Below are 14,554 nucleotides of genomic sequence, written 5' to 3'. Positions count from 1 at the left end.
GGTGATGAACTCGGTCAGCCGCAGCAGCAGCAGCAACAGGCGACGCAGCAGCTGCAGGTGGGCGAGCAGGACGCCGCGACCTCGGTCATGGCGTTCGCGCCGAGCAGCGACTCCAGCGACGCGGCGCCCTCGGCGGGGACGATCGCCAGAGGCTGGACATCGACGCCGTCCAGGTCGAGCGCGAGCGTGCGTCCGGGTGTCATGAGACCTCCTTTCGTGCCCGGAGAACGCGACGGCGGTGACGCGCGTCAGCAACAGCAGCAGCACGGAAGGCAGCAGCTGCAGCAGCCGACCGGCAGGATCGAAGCCGCCATTTCCGGCATTCCGTGACCGCTCATCAGCGATTCGAGCGACGCCTCGCCGGGAGCGCCGTACGGGGCGATCTGCTCGACGTCGATGTCGGCCAGATCCAGCGCCAGGTTCTTGGACATGGTTCACCCCCTTTCCGGACACACGAACGAACCGGCAGGGCAGGCCGGAGAGTGGGTACGTGCGGGCGCGACCATGAGCGGCCGGCGCCGGGTGCCCGCCGGACGGCGGCACCGGTGAACGTGGCCGCCCCGTCGCGGGGCCGCCGCGTCCGGCTTCGCCTTCTCGCGAAGCCGCCCGCCGATTTCCGGCACGCCCGATTGAAGATGATCGGGCAGGCAAGATCACTGCTTGAATGTGACAATATCGCCAACATTGGCTGACTCAGGGGTTGCCACAACCTCACAATGCGCGATTCGCCGACTGTGAGGAGAACGACATGGAACGATCGGCTCCCGGTCATCGCCGCTTCACTTGACGCGGGCCTCGGGCGGACCATGCTTGTTGACACGATCGTCCACCGGATGTCGATTCGGACCTTGTTCCACTTGACCACGATGAGCTCCCCCTCCTGTGGCAGGAGATGGCACGTGCACTATGCCGAGCAGGCGTCAGCCCCTCCGGAACTTCCGGTCATGCGTGAAGGGCCGCTCACCGCGCCCCCTCGCGACCGTTATGCGGCCCTGCGCGAGGCCGGGCCGATCCACCGCGCCGGGCCGGGCCCCGGCCCCGCCGGCTGGCTGGTGGTGGGCTACGACCTGGCGCGCGAGGCCCTGGCCCATCCCGGGCTGGTGCCGGCGCCGCCCGGCTCCCCCGAGACCCCGTCACGGCACTCCCGGCTGCGCGACCTCGTCGCGGGCGTCATGACGCCCCAGCGGGGCCAGTGGCTGGCCCCGCGGGTGCGCCGGATCGCGGTGGAGCTGCTGGACGCCATGCGCGGGCTGCGCGAGGTGGACCTCGTCCTGGGTTACACCGCGCCGCTGCCCGTCCTGTCACTGTGCGAGCTGCTGGGCGTGCCGCAGGAGCGGCGGGCCGACTACCGCCGCTGGTCGTTCCAGGCGTTCGGCGTGCCCTCGGGCAGTCCGGAGGCGTTGGCGAGGCTGCGGGACCAGCTCGCCGATCTGATCGCCGACAAGCGCCGCCGTCCGGGCGACGACCTGCTGTCGGGCCTGCTGGCGGCCGAGGTGAGCGAGACGGGCGAGGCGGGCGAGGCGGGCGAGCGCGTCGGCGAGGAGGAGCTGCTCGATGTGGCCCTGTCCATCTCGGCGGCCGGTCACCTGTACCTCGCCGGTGTGCTGACCGACGCCGTGGCGGCGCTGCTGCGCCACCCCGATCAGGTCGCCCGGCTGTTCCGGCGGCCGGAGCTGCTGCCGGGCGCGGTGGAGGAGGTCCTGCGGTACGCCCTGCCTGCGGAGCTGGCGCCCGTCCGCTTCGCGGCCGAGGACCTGGTCCTCGGCGGCGTCCGGGTGTGCCGGGGCGAGGCCGTCACGATCGCGCTCTCCTCGGCCGGCCGCGACGCGCCGGTCCTGGGCGGCAAGGACCCCGGCATCTTCGACCTGACCCGCGTGCTGGCCCGCCACCTCGCCTTCGGGCACGGCGCCCACGCGTGCCCGGCCGCCTCGGTGGTGCGCCTGACGCTGTCCATCGCCCTGATCACGCTGTTCACGAGGTATCCGGCGCTCAGCCCGGCCGGGCCCCTGGACGGGTGCACGGGGTGCGGGCGGCCCAGGCTGCGGGTGCGCCTGCTGCGGGACAGGCTTCCGGACGAGGCGCCGGACGAGAGGCACGCCTGTTGAGCGGCGCCCGGCCTACAGCCAGCCGTTCTCCCGCGCCGTGCGCGCCGCCTCGGCCCGGTTGCGCGCCCCGGTCTTGCCGATCGCGCTGGACAGGTGGTTGCGCACGGTGCCCTCCGACAGGCACAGCCGCTTGGCCAGGTCGGCCACGGTGTCGCCGTGCTCGGCGGCGCGCAGGATCTGCCGCTCCCGCTCGGTGAGCGGGTCCTGGCCGCGTTCCAGCGAGGCCACCGCCAGGTCGGGGTCCACCACGACCTGGCCCGCGCGCACCTTGCGCACCGCGTCGGCCAGCCGCTCGGGCTCGGTGTCCTTCACCACGAACCCGGAGGCGCCGGCGTCCATCGCGCGCCGCAGGTAGCCGGGCCGTCCGAAGGTCGTCAGGATCAGCACCCTGGCCGTCGGCACCTCCGACAGGATGCGCGCGGTCGCCGTGATGCCGTCCATCACCGGCATCTCGATGTCCAGCAGCACCACGTCCGGCCGGTGCTCGGCCGCCGCGGCGACCGCCGCCGCGCCGTCGGCCACCCCGGCCACGACGGTGATGTCCTCCTCCAGCGACAGCAGCGCCGACAGCGCACCGCGTACGAGGTGCTGGTCCTCGGCCAGCAGCACCCGGATCACGCGGCCCGCTCCGGGATGCGCGCGCGCAGCATGAACGACTCCTCCTCCGCGGAGACGGACAGATCGCCGCCGAGCGCGGCCAGCCGCTCCGACAGGCCGGTCAGCCCGGTGCCGGGTTCGGCGCGGGGCCGGGACCCGTGCGCGGGGCCGTCGTCGGCGACCGTCACCACGTACGCCCGCGCGCACCCGAGGGCGGCCTCCTCGCCGACGCTGATCGTGCAGGATCGGGCCATGCTGTGGCGCAGCACGTTGGTCACCCCCTCGCGGACCACCCACGCCGCCGCCCGGTCCACCTCGGGCGGGGGCGGTGAGCCGGGCAGGTTCACGGTCAGCTCGATGCCCGCGGCCCTGGCGGTCTCGCGGGCGGTGGCGATCTCGCTGCCCAGGGACGCCTCGCGGTAGCCGGAGACGGTCGCGCGCACCTCGCCCAGTATCTCCCGCGCGCTCCTGCTCACCTCGCGCATCTCGTCCGCGGCCCGCTCCGGGGAGGCGGCCGCCAGCCGGGCCGACAGCTCGGCCTTCAGCACGACCTCGGTGAGCCGCTGGCCGAGCACGTCGTGCAGGTCGCGGGCGATGCGCAGCCGCTCGGCCGAGATCGCCGCGCGGGCCAGCTCCGCCCGCGCGGCCCGCAGCTCGGCGGCCATCTCCATCAGCCAGTACGCGGCGCCGAGCGCGCCCCCGTACACCAGGATGGCCACGCCGCGCAGCGCCGCGACCCCGGGCGACTCCTCCAGCACCAGCACGCCCAGTGCGACGTGCCCGGCCCAGAAGCCGGCCAGAGCCAGTGGCCAGTGGCGCCGCGGCAGCACCAGGATCAGCAGGGTGGCCAGGTAGAACGACGCCGTGACCAGCCAGGCGGTGCCCAGCAGGAACTGCAGCGCCACCGCCGTGACCACCATGGCGGCCAGGGCATACGGCGTGGCGGCGGTGTGCGGGCGCGGCACGTTGTGCCACATGACCCAGGCGAACAGCGCGCCGAACGCCACCAGGCCCGCCACCGCCGCCGTCACGCCCGGCCAGGACAGGCCGAGCCCGGCCAGCTCGGCCGCCGGAAAGCCGAGGAATCCGACGAAGCCGCAGCTCAGGACCTGTACCTGGCGTGTGGTGTCCATGGTCGTCAGGCCGTCCGCCGGTAGCGCCAGACGGCCAGCGCCACGAACGCGGCCGTCCAGGCGGCCAGGATCGCGGTGCCCGCGCTGACCGGCTGGTCCCCGGCGAGCAGCCGCCAGGACAGCTCGCCCGCCTGGTACGTCGGCAGCACGTGGGAGATCGACTCCAGCCAGTCGGGGAACACCATGGCCGGCATCCACAGCCCGCCCGCCATGGAGAAGACGAAGTACACCGCCAGCGAGACCATCTGGGCGACCTCGTCGCGGAAGGTGTAGCCGATGGCGATGCCCAGCGCGGCGAACGGCAGCCCGCCCACGACCAGCGCGGGCACCAGGGCCAGCCAGGTGTACCAGGGCAGCGACACGTCGTTGACGAGCCAGCCGGCCAGCATGATCAGCCCGATCACCGGCACCGACAGCATCGCGCCGGTGGCCACCTTGACCCCGACGTACGCGCGGGGCCGCAGCGGGCTGAGCGCGAGCTGGCGGGTCCAGCCCTTGGTCCGCTCCAGCGCGATGCGGGAGCCCACCGAGGTGAGCCCGGCGCCGATCGTGCCGTACAGGGCCATGGACACCATGAAGTACGCCTCGTACTGGGTGCCGTTCGCCATCGGCCCAGCCTGCATGATCAAGGTGAACAGCAGGTAGAACGTGGCGGGGAAGGCGATGGTGTAGGCGAGGTAGCCGCCGCTGCGCAGCGAGCGCAGCACCTCCAGGCGCAGGTAGGCGATCACGCGGCCACCTCGTCCCGCTCCCGGCGCTCGGTGAGCGCGAACACGGCGTCGGCCAGGGGCGCGGTCGCCACCTCGACGTCGCGGGCGTCGCGGTAGCGCTCCAGCATCGCGCGCAGCAGGGTGTCACTGTCGGCCGACCTGATGGTCACGGCCGCGCCGTGCACCTCGACCCCGTCGGCGCCGGGCAGCAGCATCAGCTCGTCGCGGTCGGCGCCGGGCAGCGTGAAGCGTACGACCCGGGCCGCGGCGACCGCGCGGATCTCGGTCGTGGGCCCGTCGGCGGCCACCCGCCCGGCCGCGAGGAGCACGATCCGGTCGGCGATCGTGTCGGCCTCCTCCAGATAGTGGGTGCTGAACAAGATCGTACGACCGGCTGCGGCGAGGTTGCGGATCGCGGCCCAGAACGAGCGCCGGGCGGTGACGTCCATCGCCGCGGTCGGCTCGTCCATCACCAGCAGCTCGGGGTCGCCCACCAGGGCCAGGGCGAACCTGACCCGCTGCGTCTCGCCGCCGGACAGCTTGTCGGTCTTGCGCTGGAGCAGCCCGCCCAGCTCGGCGTGCTCGATCACCTCGTCCAGCGGCATCGGGTCGGGCTGGAGCGCCGACATCGTCGCGATCAGCTCGCGCACGGTCGTGCCCGGCAGCAGCTCGCCCTCCTGCAGCACCGCGCCGATCTTGCCGCGGCGGATCGCGTCCTGGACGCTGCCGCCGAGCACCTTGATCTCGCCGGAGTCGGGCGGCTGGAGGCCGAGCAGCATGTCGAGGGTGGTCGTCTTGCCCGCGCCGTTGGGGCCGAGCAGCGCCACGACCTCGCCGCCGCCGACCGTCAGGTCGATGCCGTCCACGGCGCGTACCTGGCCGAAACTCTTGCGCAACCCGCGCAGTTCGATCGCGGGCGCCGTCGTAAGGGTCATGGTCAAAGCGTGCGGCGCGCGGTCCGGCCCCCTCAAGTGCCGAACCGACGGATCGGGGCATGACAGATGTCATGCCCCGGTCTCTGATCTGCGGAAACGGCGTACGCTCAGGACGGCGCGGCTACGGGCGCGGGCACGCGCGGGTGGCGAAGGCGAGGAACTGGGTGACCTCGCGGGAGTCGAAGTTGTCGTCGGAGCCGGTCACCAGCGTGCACTCGCCGGACGCCAGGCGCGGGCCCCAGGCCAGGCCCTCCAGGTTCTGCGCCGGGTGGCCGAAGCGGGTCAGGTCCAGGACCAGGCGCTTGCGCACCGGACGGTACGGACGGCCGTCGGCCAGGCTGTTGCGGGCCAGGACGTTGGTCGCGCCGCGCAGGTCGATCTCGTAGAGCTTGGTGAAGTAGCCGGAGCCCTCGACCCAGGACCGTTCCAGCGCGAGGTAGCGGTGGTCGTCCAGCGCCAGGATCTCCGACACGCCGCTGTCGGCCCCGCCGGTCTCGGGGCTGGGCTCGGCGGGCAGCCGGTCGAGCGGGTAGGCGTACTGGGCGCGCAGCCGGCCGCCGCGGTCCCAGACGGTGATGCGGGCCGGCGCGCCCCGGTACACGCTCGGCGGCCGGCCGTCCTCGTAGCGCGGCCCCTCGGCCACGGCGGCGATGGAGTTCGGGGCGAGCGTCAGCCCCTCGAAGCCGTAGTTGCGCCGCGGGCCGCGCTCGGTCTCGGTCATGATCAGGTTGCGCGGGATCGGCAGCCCGCCGAGGTGCCGGCCCCTGCGGTCGGTCCACCGCACGAAGAGCTGCGAGAGCGGGATGTCGCGGTGGGCGGCGTCGGGGCGGTCGCCCTCGTGCGCCCACAACAGCCGCCCGGTGCGCGGGTCGAAGCGGATCGTCTCGGGATCGGCCGAGCCCGGCCTGCCGTAGGCGGGGTACGGCCGGCCGTCGGCCTGTTTGAAGGTGGTGACGCCGGTGACGCGGACTCCGCGGAACGCCCCGCTCACCCGGTCGATGTCCAGTTGACCGGTATAGAAGCGCGCCGGGTTGTACCTCCATCTGTCGTCGGAGATGAAATACCAGGTGCCGGTGACCGGGTCACGGTCGAAACCCGAGAAACCGCCCATGACCGTTCCCCGGATTTCTGGTTTGTGCGGAAGGCGCTGTTCGCCGAGGAACCGGGTGATGCGCACCTCTCCCGTCTCGCGCCCCTCCGCCGCCTGCGCGTTCGCGCTCGCGACCGGAGCCGCGCCGAGCGGGGCCGTGACCGCGACGACGAATGCCGCTATTTTCCGGAAATCGGCCATGTATGCCTCCTCGTGAGCCTGCCGAAATCAGCGGCTACATGAGACACCAAGCCGATGGGAAAGTCCACGAGGCGCCGCGCAAAAATGGCGTGCGCCGTACACGTTATGACGATATTCCGGAATAGGCGGTACGCATTGCCCGGCTCTTTTCACGGCATCGGGTCGCCCGCCATCGGAATACGGGCCGTGATCGCGTCACGCACGAGATCGACGAGCCACACCGCGCCCGCGCTCAGCGCGACGGCCACCACCAGCGCCACCACGAGCAGCCTGAGCAGGGCCCCGCGCCTCGTCCTCATGCCCTCAGGGAAACAGCCCGGCGAAGGGAGGCAACGGCCGGTTTCAGGACAGGAAGTCGCGCACGGCGCGGGTGAAGTCGGCGTTGCGCTCGATCATGGACCAGTGGCCGCAGTGCGAGAACACCAGCAGGTCCGCGCGCTCGATCAGGGTGGCCAGGCGCAGCGAGGTCTCCAGCGGGATCACCCGGTCCTCGCGGCCGTGGACGAGCAGCACCCGGTGCGGCAGGGCGCGCAGGAGGTCGTCGGGGGTGGTCATCGCCTCGACCCAGCGCTGCCTGGGGGCGGGGAACATCGACGCGAACGCCTCCTGCACGCCCGGCCGGACGCTGGCCTCGTGGCGTACGCGGGCCAGGTCGTCGCCGACCAGGCCGGGCGAGTACGCGAAGACGTCGAGCACCGCCCGCATGTTCGCCACCGACGGGGTGTAGCCCCAGACCCGCTCCAGGCCCTCGGTGATCGGGAAGGGCACGCCCATGCTGCCCATGAGGACCAGCTTGCCCACGCGCTCCGGGTGGTGCGCGGCGACGTGCAGCGCGATGGCGCCCCCGAAGCTGTTGCCCACGATGTGGGCGCGGGCGACGCCGAGCGCGTCGAGCAGCCCGACGAGCTGGGCCGACCACGCCTCCAGTCCGTAGGCGGCGGGCCCGGGACGCTCGGAGTGGCCGAAGCCGGCCATGTCGGGGGCGAGCACCCGGAAGCGGCCGGCCAGCTCCGGGACGACCAGGCGCCAGTTCGCGTACGCGCTGACGCCCGGCCCCGAGCCGTGCACCAGGACGACGGTCTCCTCCCCCGAACCCGCGGCGAGGTAGTTGGTGCGTACGCCGGCCGCCGTGACGGTCTCGCCGATCTCCGGGTTGCGGGTCATGGGTGGCGTGGTCATGGGCGTGTCTCCTTGTCGAGGGTCCGGTTGCCGGGGATAGGGGTGTCGATGGCCAGCAGTGCCGCGGCGGTGCCGCCCAGGATCGCGGCGGCGTCGCCGGGGCCGAGGGCGAGCGCGGCCACGGTGCCGAGCGGGTCGCGGTCGGCCAGCTCGAAGGGGTCGTCGGTGCCGAGGAGCACGTGCCCGGCGCCCACGTCGGCGACCAGCCGGCGCAGGGCCGTGGCGGAGAACACGGCCGTGTCGTAGTAGAGGCGGCCGATCAGCTCGCCGGGCGGGAGCACGGTGGTGCGGGCGACGGGCTTGCGGGACCAGCCCAGGTCCAGCCTGCCGCGCAGCGACGGCAGGCACCCGCCGCCGTGCGCCAGGCAGATGCGCGGGGCGAAGCGCTCCAGCACGCCGCCGAACACCAGGCGCGCCACGGCGAGCGCGGTCTCCATCGGGTAGCCGACGAGCTGGGGCAGCCAGTAGTCGCGCTGCCGGTGCGGGTCGGGCACCCCGCTGGGGTGCAGGAACGCGAAGGCGCGCCGCTCGGCGAGCAGGGCCCACAGCTCGTCGTTGACCGGGTCGTCCAGCTCGCGTCCGGCGCCTCGGGTGCCGAGCGCGAGCCCGGCCATGCCGAGCCGGTCCAGGCAGCGGCGGGCCTCCTCGGCGGCGCCGGGCAGGCCGAGCGGGACCGAGCCCAGGGCGAGCAGCCGACCGGGGGCCCGCGCCGCGTACGCCGCCAGCTCGTCGTTGCCGTGCCCGATCACGTCCCGGGCCAGTCGGGGGTCGCCGGCGGTGGAGCAGAGCAGGAACGGGGGCAGGGACACCACCCGGACGTCCACGCCCGCGGCGTCCATGGCGGACAGGCGGGACGCCGGGTCGTACTGGGCGGCGTCCAGCGGCAGGGGCGTGTCGGGACCGACGCCGCTGACGGCGGGGTCCAGCACGACGACGCCCCGGGAGACGCCGGACAGGTCGGCCAGGCCGCGGGCGGCCAGGCGGCGCAGCAGGGGCATGGGCATGGCGTGGGCGTGCACGTCCACGACGAGGGGCGCTGTCACAGCCGGAGCAGGACCTTTCCCCTCGCCTCGCGGCGGGCGAGGATGCCGAGCCCTTCGGCGCAGGCGTCGAGGGGCAGCTCGGCGTGCACGTGGGGTTCGAGGCGGCCGTCGGCGGCCCACTGGAAGATCTGCTCCAGGTTGGCGGCGTGCGCCCCGGGCTCCCGGCGGGTGAACTCGCCGAAGAAGACCCCGAGCACGGCGCAGCCTTTGACCAGGGGCAGGTTCAACGGGAGCCGGGGGATGTCCCCGGCGGCGAAGCCGACCACGAGGTGCCGGCCGCGCCAGCCGAGCGCGCGCAGGGCGGGCTCGGTGTACGGGCCGCCGACGGGATCGAACACGACGTCCACACCCTGCCCGCCGGTGAGCCGCTTGAGCTCGGTCTTCAGGTCGCGGGCGGTGTAGTCGACGGTCTCGTCCGCGCCGCGGGCGCGCAGGAAGGCGGTCCGCTCGGGCGAGGACGCGCAGGCGATCACACGGGCGCCGAGCAGCCCGCCGATCTCGGTCGCGGCCAGGCCGGTCCCGCCCGACGCGCCGAGCACGGCCAGGGTCTCGCCGGGTGCGAGCGCGGCCCGCTGGCGCAGGGCGTGCAGCGCGGTCGCCGAGCCGACGAGCAGGGCGGCGGCGGTCCGCTCGCTCACGCCGGGGGGCAGCACGGTGAGCCGGTCCGCGGGCACCGCGATGCGTTCCCTGGCGGCGCCGTACTCGTCGTTGCCCGCCACCCGGTCGCCCGGCTTGACGCGGGTCACGCCGGGGCCGACGGCGGTGACGGTGCCGGCGTACTCGCTGCCGGGGGAGAACGGCGGGCGGGGCCGCACGACGTGCCGTCCGGCGATGAGCAGGGTCTCGTGGAAGTTCAGCCCGATGTAGGACACGTCCACGACGGCCTCGCCGGGGCCGGGCTCGGGCGGGGCGAGGTCGGCGAGCTCCAGCGTCTCCGGCCCGCCGTACTCGGTGCACAGGACGGCCTTCACGCGGCGCTCCCCTCGGCCGGGGCGGCGAGGGTCCCGGCGCCGATCAGGTCGTCGATGAGCGCGGGGGCGAGCCCGGCCTCGGCCAGGACCTCCCGCGTGTGCTCGCCGAGCGCGGGCGGCATCCGCCTGATGGCCGGGGACTCGCCGTCGTAGCGCACGGGGTGGCGCACCAGCGTCACCGTACGGCCCGCGACCTCGGCCTCGGCGAGCAGGCCGCAGGCGGCCACCTGCGGGTCGCGCGCCACGTCGTCGTAGTCGGCCACCCGCTCGCACCAGAAGCCGCGCGGGACGAGCGCGGCCTCAAGCCGCTGGTACGTCCAGGTGGCGAGGGCGGCGGCGAGGGCGCGGGTGAAGGCGTCGCGGTCGCGCAGCCGGGCCTGGGGGCCGAGAGCGGCCAGCTCCGGTGAGCCGATCGCCTCCGCGAAGCCGTCCATGTCGCCGCTCAGCGCGATCACCGCGTGCCCGTCGGCGAGCGCGTACACGCCGTAGGGGGCGTCGATGAACCAGGCCGCGAGCCGGCCGTCGCGCCGCACGCCGTCCGGGCCGCGCCCGGCGGCGTGGTACAGGGTGAGCGACTCGGCCTGGAGGTCCAGCGCGGCGGCGAGCAGGCTGGACTCGACGCGCCCGCCGCGCCCGGTGCGCAGCTTGCGCGCGTACGCGGCGAGCACGCCGAGCGCGAGCAGCGCCGCGCCGTGGTGGTCCACGATCGGCGTGCCGGCGGCGGTGGGCGCCGCGCGGACGTCCCCGGTGACCGAGATCAGCCCCGACCTGGCCTGCACCAGCAGGTCCACGCCCGGCCGGTCGGCCATGGGGCCGCTCGCGCCCCACCCGGTCGCGGAGGCGTAGATGATGTCCGGCTTGATCGCCCGGACCGCGTCGTAGCCCAGGCCGAGCCGGTCCAGGGCGCCGCGCCGGTAGTTCTCCAGCACCACGTCCGCGCGGCGGATCAGCGGCACCAGCGCCTCCTTGGCCCGCGGGTGCTTCAGATCGACCGCGATGGCGCGCTTGTTGCGGTTGACGGCCAGGAACGTGGCGCTGATCCCGCCGACGCGTATCCCGCCGCTGCCCGTGCGCCGCTCCCACGCGCCGCCGGGCGGCTCCACCTTGATCACGTCCGCGCCCAGGTCGGCGAGGTGCTGGGCGGCGGACGGCCCCTGCACGAAATGCGAGAAACTGAGGACTTTGAGCCCGTCGAGCATGCCGTTCTCCAATCCCGTCGGCCTGCCAGGACGCCCGATTCCGGCGGGGCCTGGAGCCGGGGACCGATGCTGGTCGGCAGGGCGGCGGCGGGCAAGGCCGCGGTTCCGGCCAGTGAAAGACCGCGCCGGGTCGGCGGCCGGTTCCATCTGCCGGAAGATCCCTGTTGCCGGGGCGGCGAGCGGGGGGTGAACATCTCGCATCCGCTCGGTACGACGCCATGAAGGAGCGACTGGTCATGGTGCATCCCCCAACCCCTTCGCAGCCCCCTGACACCACCGGCCCCGCCAGGCGCGGCATGAGCCGGGAGGAGTTCCGGGTCATCGCCGCGTCGTCCGTCGGCACCGCCTTCGAGTGGTACGACTTCTTCCTGTACGGCTCGCTGATCCCGGTCATCGGCAGCAAGTTCTTCGGCGGCTACCCGCCCGCGGCCCAGACCGTGTTCGCCCTGCTCACCTTCGGCATCGGCTTCGTGGTGCGCCCGCTGGGCGCCCTGGTGTGGGCCAGGTTCGGCGACCTGGTCGGCCGCAAGGCGATCTTCATGATCACCCTGATCATCATGGGGCTGTCCACGCTCGCCGTCGGCCTGCTGCCCACCTCGGCCGAGATCGGGTGGGCGGCACCGGTGCTGCTGCTGACCTGCCGTGTGCTCCAGGGGCTCGCGATCAGCGGCGAGTTCGGCGGCGCGGTGACGTACGTCGCCGAGCACGCGCCGCCGGCCAGGCGCGGCGCCTTCGTCGGCTGGCTCCCGGCGACGGTCGCGCTGAGCATCTTCCTCTCGCTCGGCGTGCTGCTCTCGGTGCAGTTCATCACCGGGCCGGAGGCGTTCGACGCGTGGGGCTGGCGGCTGCCGTTCCTGATCTCGGTCGTGCCGCTGGCGATCTCGGTGTGGATCCGGCTGAAGCTGCGGGAGAGCCCGCTGTTCCTGCGGATGAAGGCCGAGGGCGCGCAGTCGCGGGCCCCGATCCGCGAGTCGTTCACCCGCCGCCGCAACCTGCGGGTCGTGCTCATCGCGCTGGCGATGGTGGCCGCGCAGTCGTTCGTCGGCTACGTCTCGACCTTCTACACCCTCACCCTGCTCACCTCGACGCTGAAGGTGGACACGCTCACCGCCAACACGCTGTTCCTCGGGCTGATGCTGTGCGCGTTCCTGCTGTGCGGGTTCTTCTCCTGGCTGTCGGACAAGGTGGGCCGCAAGCCGGTCATGCTGGCCGGATTCGCGCTGGCGGTCGCGACGTACTTCCCCATCTTCCACGGGGTCGCGGCGCTGGCGAACCCGGCGCTCGCCGAGGCGCAGGACAGGGTGCGCATCCAGCTCGTGGCCGACCCCGCCGACTGCTCCTTCCAGTTCAACCCCGCCGGCACCGCCTCCTTCACCAGCGACTGCGACCGGGCCAAGCAACTGCTGGCGCGGTGGTCGGCGGCGTACGAGAACGTGGCCGGGCGTCCGGACGCTCCGGTCACGGTCGTCGTGGACGGCCGTACGCTGACGGCCGGGCCCGGCCTGGAGGCCGAGCTGGGCGACGCGCTCACGCGGGCCGGATACCCGGCCGAGGGCTCGGGCACCGTGCGGATCGACGGGCCGGGTGACCTGCTGGACGGCCGGGTGGTGCTGCTGTTCCTGCTGCTGCTCGCGCTGGTCTCCTACGCCCAGATGACGCAGGGGCCGGCGGCCTCGGCCATGGTGGAGCTGTTCCCGACCCGAATCCGCTACACCGCCATGTCGCTGCCCTTCCAGGTCGGCACCGGCTGGTTCGGCGGCGTCGCGCCGGCGGTGATGGTCGCGATCAACGCCGAGGCGGGCAACATCTTCGCCGGGCTCTGGTACCCGACGATCATGATCGTGATCGGGGCCGTGATCTGCCTGCTGGCCCTGCCCGAGACCAGGGGGATCGACCTGGACGCCGTGGACACGGCCGCCCGCCCGGCGCGCCGCCTCGCCCGGCGCCGCGGAACGGCGGTCGGATGAGCGGCATCGCCGCCGGGCGGCGGCGGATCAAGGCAGGCGAGGTGACGCTGAGCTGCACGCTGGCCGGCACGGGCGACCCGGTCCTGCTGCTGCACGGCTGGCCGCAGACCTCCCGCGCCTGGCGGCGGGTGCTGCCCGCCCTGGCCGCCCGGCACACCGTCGTCGTACCCGACCTGCCCGGCTTCGGCGACAGCTCCAAGCCGGCCTCGGGCTACGACAAGCGCACGGTGGCCGGTCACCTGCGCGAGCTGATGCGCGGGCTGGGGCACGAGCGCTACCACGTCGTCGGGCACGACCTCGGCGGGCAGGTGGCGTACGCGCTGGCGGCCCAGTGGCCCGGGGAGGTGGCCGCCCTGGTCTTCGTGGAGGCGGGCGTGCCCGGCCTCGGCGGCTCGCTCGACGCGGCCAACCCGCTGCTGGGCGGGTCCTGGCACTTCGGGTTCAACATGGTGCCGGACCTGCCGGAGGCGCTGGTCGCCGGGCGGGAGCGGGCGTACCTGCGCTTCCTGTTCCTGCGCGACTCCATCGGGCTGGTGCGCCCGGAGGCGATCGGCCCGGACGACCTGGACGCGTACGCCGAGGCGCTGGCCGCGCCCGGCGGCCTGCGCGGGAGCTTCGCGCACTACCGCGCCCTGCCCCAGGACATCGAGGACAACCGGGCGTGGAGCGCGGCGGGCAGGCTCGCGATGCCGGTGCTGGTCGTCGGCGCCCGGCAGGGCGTCGGCCTGGGCTGGCTGGACACCGTGCGCGCCGCCGCCGAGCGGGTGGAGGCGCGCCTGGTCGAGGACTGCGGCCACTACCTGCCCGAGGAACGGCCGGAGGAGCTGGTGGAGATCCTGGCCGGCTTCCTGCCCCCGATCTCGGCTCCGACAAACTGCTCATAGCACCACAGGAGGGGACCATGGACGTATCGAAGATCCAGATGCCGATCGTCGATCTGGACGGCATCGCCGCCGAGCTGGCCGACAGCGGCGGGCGCGTACGGGTGCTGTGGCAGGAGGGCGAGTCGCTGGCCTTCGTCGCGCGCGGCAGGGAGTACCGCAGCGAGTTCCACATCAACCCCAGCGACGAGGTCATGCTGATGATCCGCGGCGCGATGAACCTGCACTACCGCAACCCCGACGGAACCGAGGACATCGCGGTCATCCCGCAGGGCTCCTCGATCTACACGCGCAGCGGCATCCCGCACTCCCCCAGGTTCCCGCCCGACGCCTTCGTGATGGTGATCGAGCGGCTGCGCCGTCCCGGCGAGCTGGACCGCTTCCAGTGGTTCTGCCGCTCCTGCGGCGCGTTCCTGCACGAGGAGGCGACGCACATCGACGACTACCGGACCGACCCGGTGGGCAAGGCGTACCGGCGCTTCTTCGACGACCTGGACGCGCGCACCTGCAAGGAGTGCGGCGACGTCATGCCCGACCGGTGAC

Annotated in this window: 16 protein-coding genes; 4 read left to right on the top strand and 12 right to left on the bottom strand. The window is 73.6% G+C overall.

All coding sequences use genetic code 11. The features are described 5' to 3' along the window. Positions 1-14 precede the first annotated feature (14 nt). A complete protein-coding gene (locus tag HNP84_RS16445; RefSeq protein ID WP_185050581.1) occupies positions 15-203 on the bottom strand; it encodes a hypothetical protein in 189 nt (62 codons plus the stop codon). Positions 204-248: 45 nt separating this feature from the next. Further along, positions 249-431, bottom strand: coding sequence for a hypothetical protein (locus HNP84_RS16440; protein ID WP_185050580.1), 183 nt, complete (start codon positions 429-431; stop codon positions 249-251). 513 nt (positions 432-944) lie between these two features. Here HNP84_RS16440 and HNP84_RS16435 point away from each other — a divergent pair. Further along, on the top strand, positions 945-2,105 hold the full coding sequence (locus HNP84_RS16435) for a cytochrome P450 (RefSeq protein WP_185050579.1): 1,161 nt from the start codon (positions 945-947) through the stop codon (positions 2,103-2,105). Positions 2,106-2,117: 12 nt separating this feature from the next. On the opposite strand, the gene HNP84_RS16430 is transcribed toward HNP84_RS16435, so the two are convergent. From HNP84_RS16430 to HNP84_RS16385, 10 genes are all read right to left on the bottom strand, one after another. Continuing rightward, entirely contained in the window at positions 2,118-2,723 is a 606-nt protein-coding gene (locus tag HNP84_RS16430; RefSeq protein ID WP_185050578.1) for a response regulator transcription factor, read from the bottom strand. Continuing rightward, positions 2,720-3,835 (bottom strand): sensor histidine kinase, encoded by a 1,116-nt coding sequence (locus HNP84_RS16425; RefSeq protein ID WP_185050577.1) that lies wholly within the window; start codon positions 3,833-3,835, stop codon positions 2,720-2,722. The genes HNP84_RS16430 and HNP84_RS16425 overlap by 4 nt, the downstream gene beginning before the upstream one ends. Before the next feature lie 5 nt (positions 3,836-3,840). After that, positions 3,841-4,566: an ABC transporter permease gene (locus tag HNP84_RS16420; RefSeq protein WP_185050576.1), complete on the bottom strand. Its 726-nt coding sequence runs from the start codon at positions 4,564-4,566 to the stop codon at positions 3,841-3,843. After that, entirely contained in the window at positions 4,563-5,480 is a 918-nt protein-coding gene (locus HNP84_RS16415) for an ABC transporter ATP-binding protein (protein WP_185050575.1), read from the bottom strand. The genes HNP84_RS16420 and HNP84_RS16415 overlap by 4 nt, the downstream gene beginning before the upstream one ends. Before the next feature lie 121 nt (positions 5,481-5,601). Next, complete coding sequence (locus HNP84_RS16410; protein WP_185050574.1) at positions 5,602-6,771, bottom strand: esterase-like activity of phytase family protein; 1,170 nt, start codon at positions 6,769-6,771, stop codon at positions 5,602-5,604. Between the two features lie 149 nt (positions 6,772-6,920). Then, positions 6,921-7,070, bottom strand: coding sequence for a hypothetical protein (locus HNP84_RS16405; RefSeq protein ID WP_185050573.1), 150 nt, complete (start codon positions 7,068-7,070; stop codon positions 6,921-6,923). Between the two features lie 43 nt (positions 7,071-7,113). Further along, entirely contained in the window at positions 7,114-7,950 is an 837-nt protein-coding gene (locus HNP84_RS16400; protein ID WP_281396138.1) for an alpha/beta fold hydrolase, read from the bottom strand. Beyond that, positions 7,947-8,993 (bottom strand): amidohydrolase family protein, encoded by a 1,047-nt coding sequence (locus HNP84_RS16395; RefSeq protein WP_185050572.1) that lies wholly within the window; start codon positions 8,991-8,993, stop codon positions 7,947-7,949. Before HNP84_RS16395 ends, HNP84_RS16400 begins: the two co-directional genes overlap by 4 nt. After that, positions 8,990-9,964: an NADPH:quinone oxidoreductase family protein gene (locus HNP84_RS16390; RefSeq protein WP_185050571.1), complete on the bottom strand. Its 975-nt coding sequence runs from the start codon at positions 9,962-9,964 to the stop codon at positions 8,990-8,992. Before HNP84_RS16390 ends, HNP84_RS16395 begins: the two co-directional genes overlap by 4 nt. Further along, positions 9,961-11,163 carry a CaiB/BaiF CoA transferase family protein gene (locus HNP84_RS16385; protein WP_185050570.1) on the bottom strand — a complete coding sequence of 401 codons (1,203 nt, stop codon included), beginning with the start codon at positions 11,161-11,163 and terminating at the stop codon, positions 9,961-9,963. The genes HNP84_RS16390 and HNP84_RS16385 overlap by 4 nt, the downstream gene beginning before the upstream one ends. 236 nt (positions 11,164-11,399) lie before the next feature. On the opposite strand from HNP84_RS16385, the gene HNP84_RS16380 reads away from it, so the two are divergent. The 3 genes from HNP84_RS16380 to HNP84_RS16370 are packed head-to-tail and all read left to right on the top strand — an operon-like array spanning position 11,400 to position 14,553. Beyond that, positions 11,400-13,130 (top strand): MFS transporter, encoded by a 1,731-nt coding sequence (locus tag HNP84_RS16380; RefSeq protein ID WP_221336322.1) that lies wholly within the window; start codon positions 11,400-11,402, stop codon positions 13,128-13,130. Then, the gene (locus HNP84_RS16375) at positions 13,127-14,014 is read left to right on the top strand and encodes an alpha/beta fold hydrolase (protein ID WP_185050569.1); all 888 of its coding nucleotides are present in this window, start codon (positions 13,127-13,129) and stop codon (positions 14,012-14,014) included. The genes HNP84_RS16380 and HNP84_RS16375 overlap by 4 nt, the downstream gene beginning before the upstream one ends. Before the next feature lie 17 nt (positions 14,015-14,031). Next, on the top strand, positions 14,032-14,553 hold the full coding sequence (locus HNP84_RS16370) for a 3-hydroxyanthranilate 3,4-dioxygenase (RefSeq protein ID WP_185050568.1): 522 nt from the start codon (positions 14,032-14,034) through the stop codon (positions 14,551-14,553). The last annotated feature ends 1 nt before the right edge of the window (position 14,554 follow it).

The organism is Thermocatellispora tengchongensis, assembly GCF_014202315.1.
Lineage (GTDB): Bacteria > Actinomycetota > Actinomycetes > Streptosporangiales > Streptosporangiaceae > Thermocatellispora > Thermocatellispora tengchongensis.
Note: the sequence above shows the minus strand (reverse complement) of the source record. Positions and strands in the feature narration are given on the sequence as shown.

Excerpts from the sequence above, each read along its gene's own strand:
- HNP84_RS16370 (WP_185050568.1), top strand. The coding sequence starts at position 14,032 with ATGGACGTATCGAAGATCCAGATGCCGATCGTCGATCTGGACGGCATC.
- HNP84_RS16385 (WP_185050570.1), bottom strand. The coding sequence starts at position 11,163 with ATGCTCGACGGGCTCAAAGTCCTCAGTTTCTCGCATTTCGTGCAGGGG.
- HNP84_RS16375 (WP_185050569.1), top strand. The coding sequence starts at position 13,127 with ATGAGCGGCATCGCCGCCGGGCGGCGGCGGATCAAGGCAGGCGAGGTG.
- HNP84_RS16435 (WP_185050579.1), top strand. The coding sequence starts at position 945 with ATGCGTGAAGGGCCGCTCACCGCGCCCCCTCGCGACCGTTATGCGGCC.
- HNP84_RS16410 (WP_185050574.1), bottom strand. The coding sequence starts at position 6,771 with ATGGCCGATTTCCGGAAAATAGCGGCATTCGTCGTCGCGGTCACGGCC.
- HNP84_RS16440 (WP_185050580.1), bottom strand. The coding sequence starts at position 431 with ATGTCCAAGAACCTGGCGCTGGATCTGGCCGACATCGACGTCGAGCAG.
- HNP84_RS16405 (WP_185050573.1), bottom strand. The coding sequence starts at position 7,070 with ATGAGGACGAGGCGCGGGGCCCTGCTCAGGCTGCTCGTGGTGGCGCTG.
- HNP84_RS16400 (WP_281396138.1), bottom strand. The coding sequence starts at position 7,950 with ATGACCACGCCACCCATGACCCGCAACCCGGAGATCGGCGAGACCGTC.
- HNP84_RS16380 (WP_221336322.1), top strand. The coding sequence starts at position 11,400 with ATGGTGCATCCCCCAACCCCTTCGCAGCCCCCTGACACCACCGGCCCC.
- HNP84_RS16425 (WP_185050577.1), bottom strand. The coding sequence starts at position 3,835 with ATGGACACCACACGCCAGGTACAGGTCCTGAGCTGCGGCTTCGTCGGA.
- HNP84_RS16415 (WP_185050575.1), bottom strand. The coding sequence starts at position 5,480 with ATGACCCTTACGACGGCGCCCGCGATCGAACTGCGCGGGTTGCGCAAG.
- HNP84_RS16445 (WP_185050581.1), bottom strand. The coding sequence starts at position 203 with ATGACACCCGGACGCACGCTCGCGCTCGACCTGGACGGCGTCGATGTC.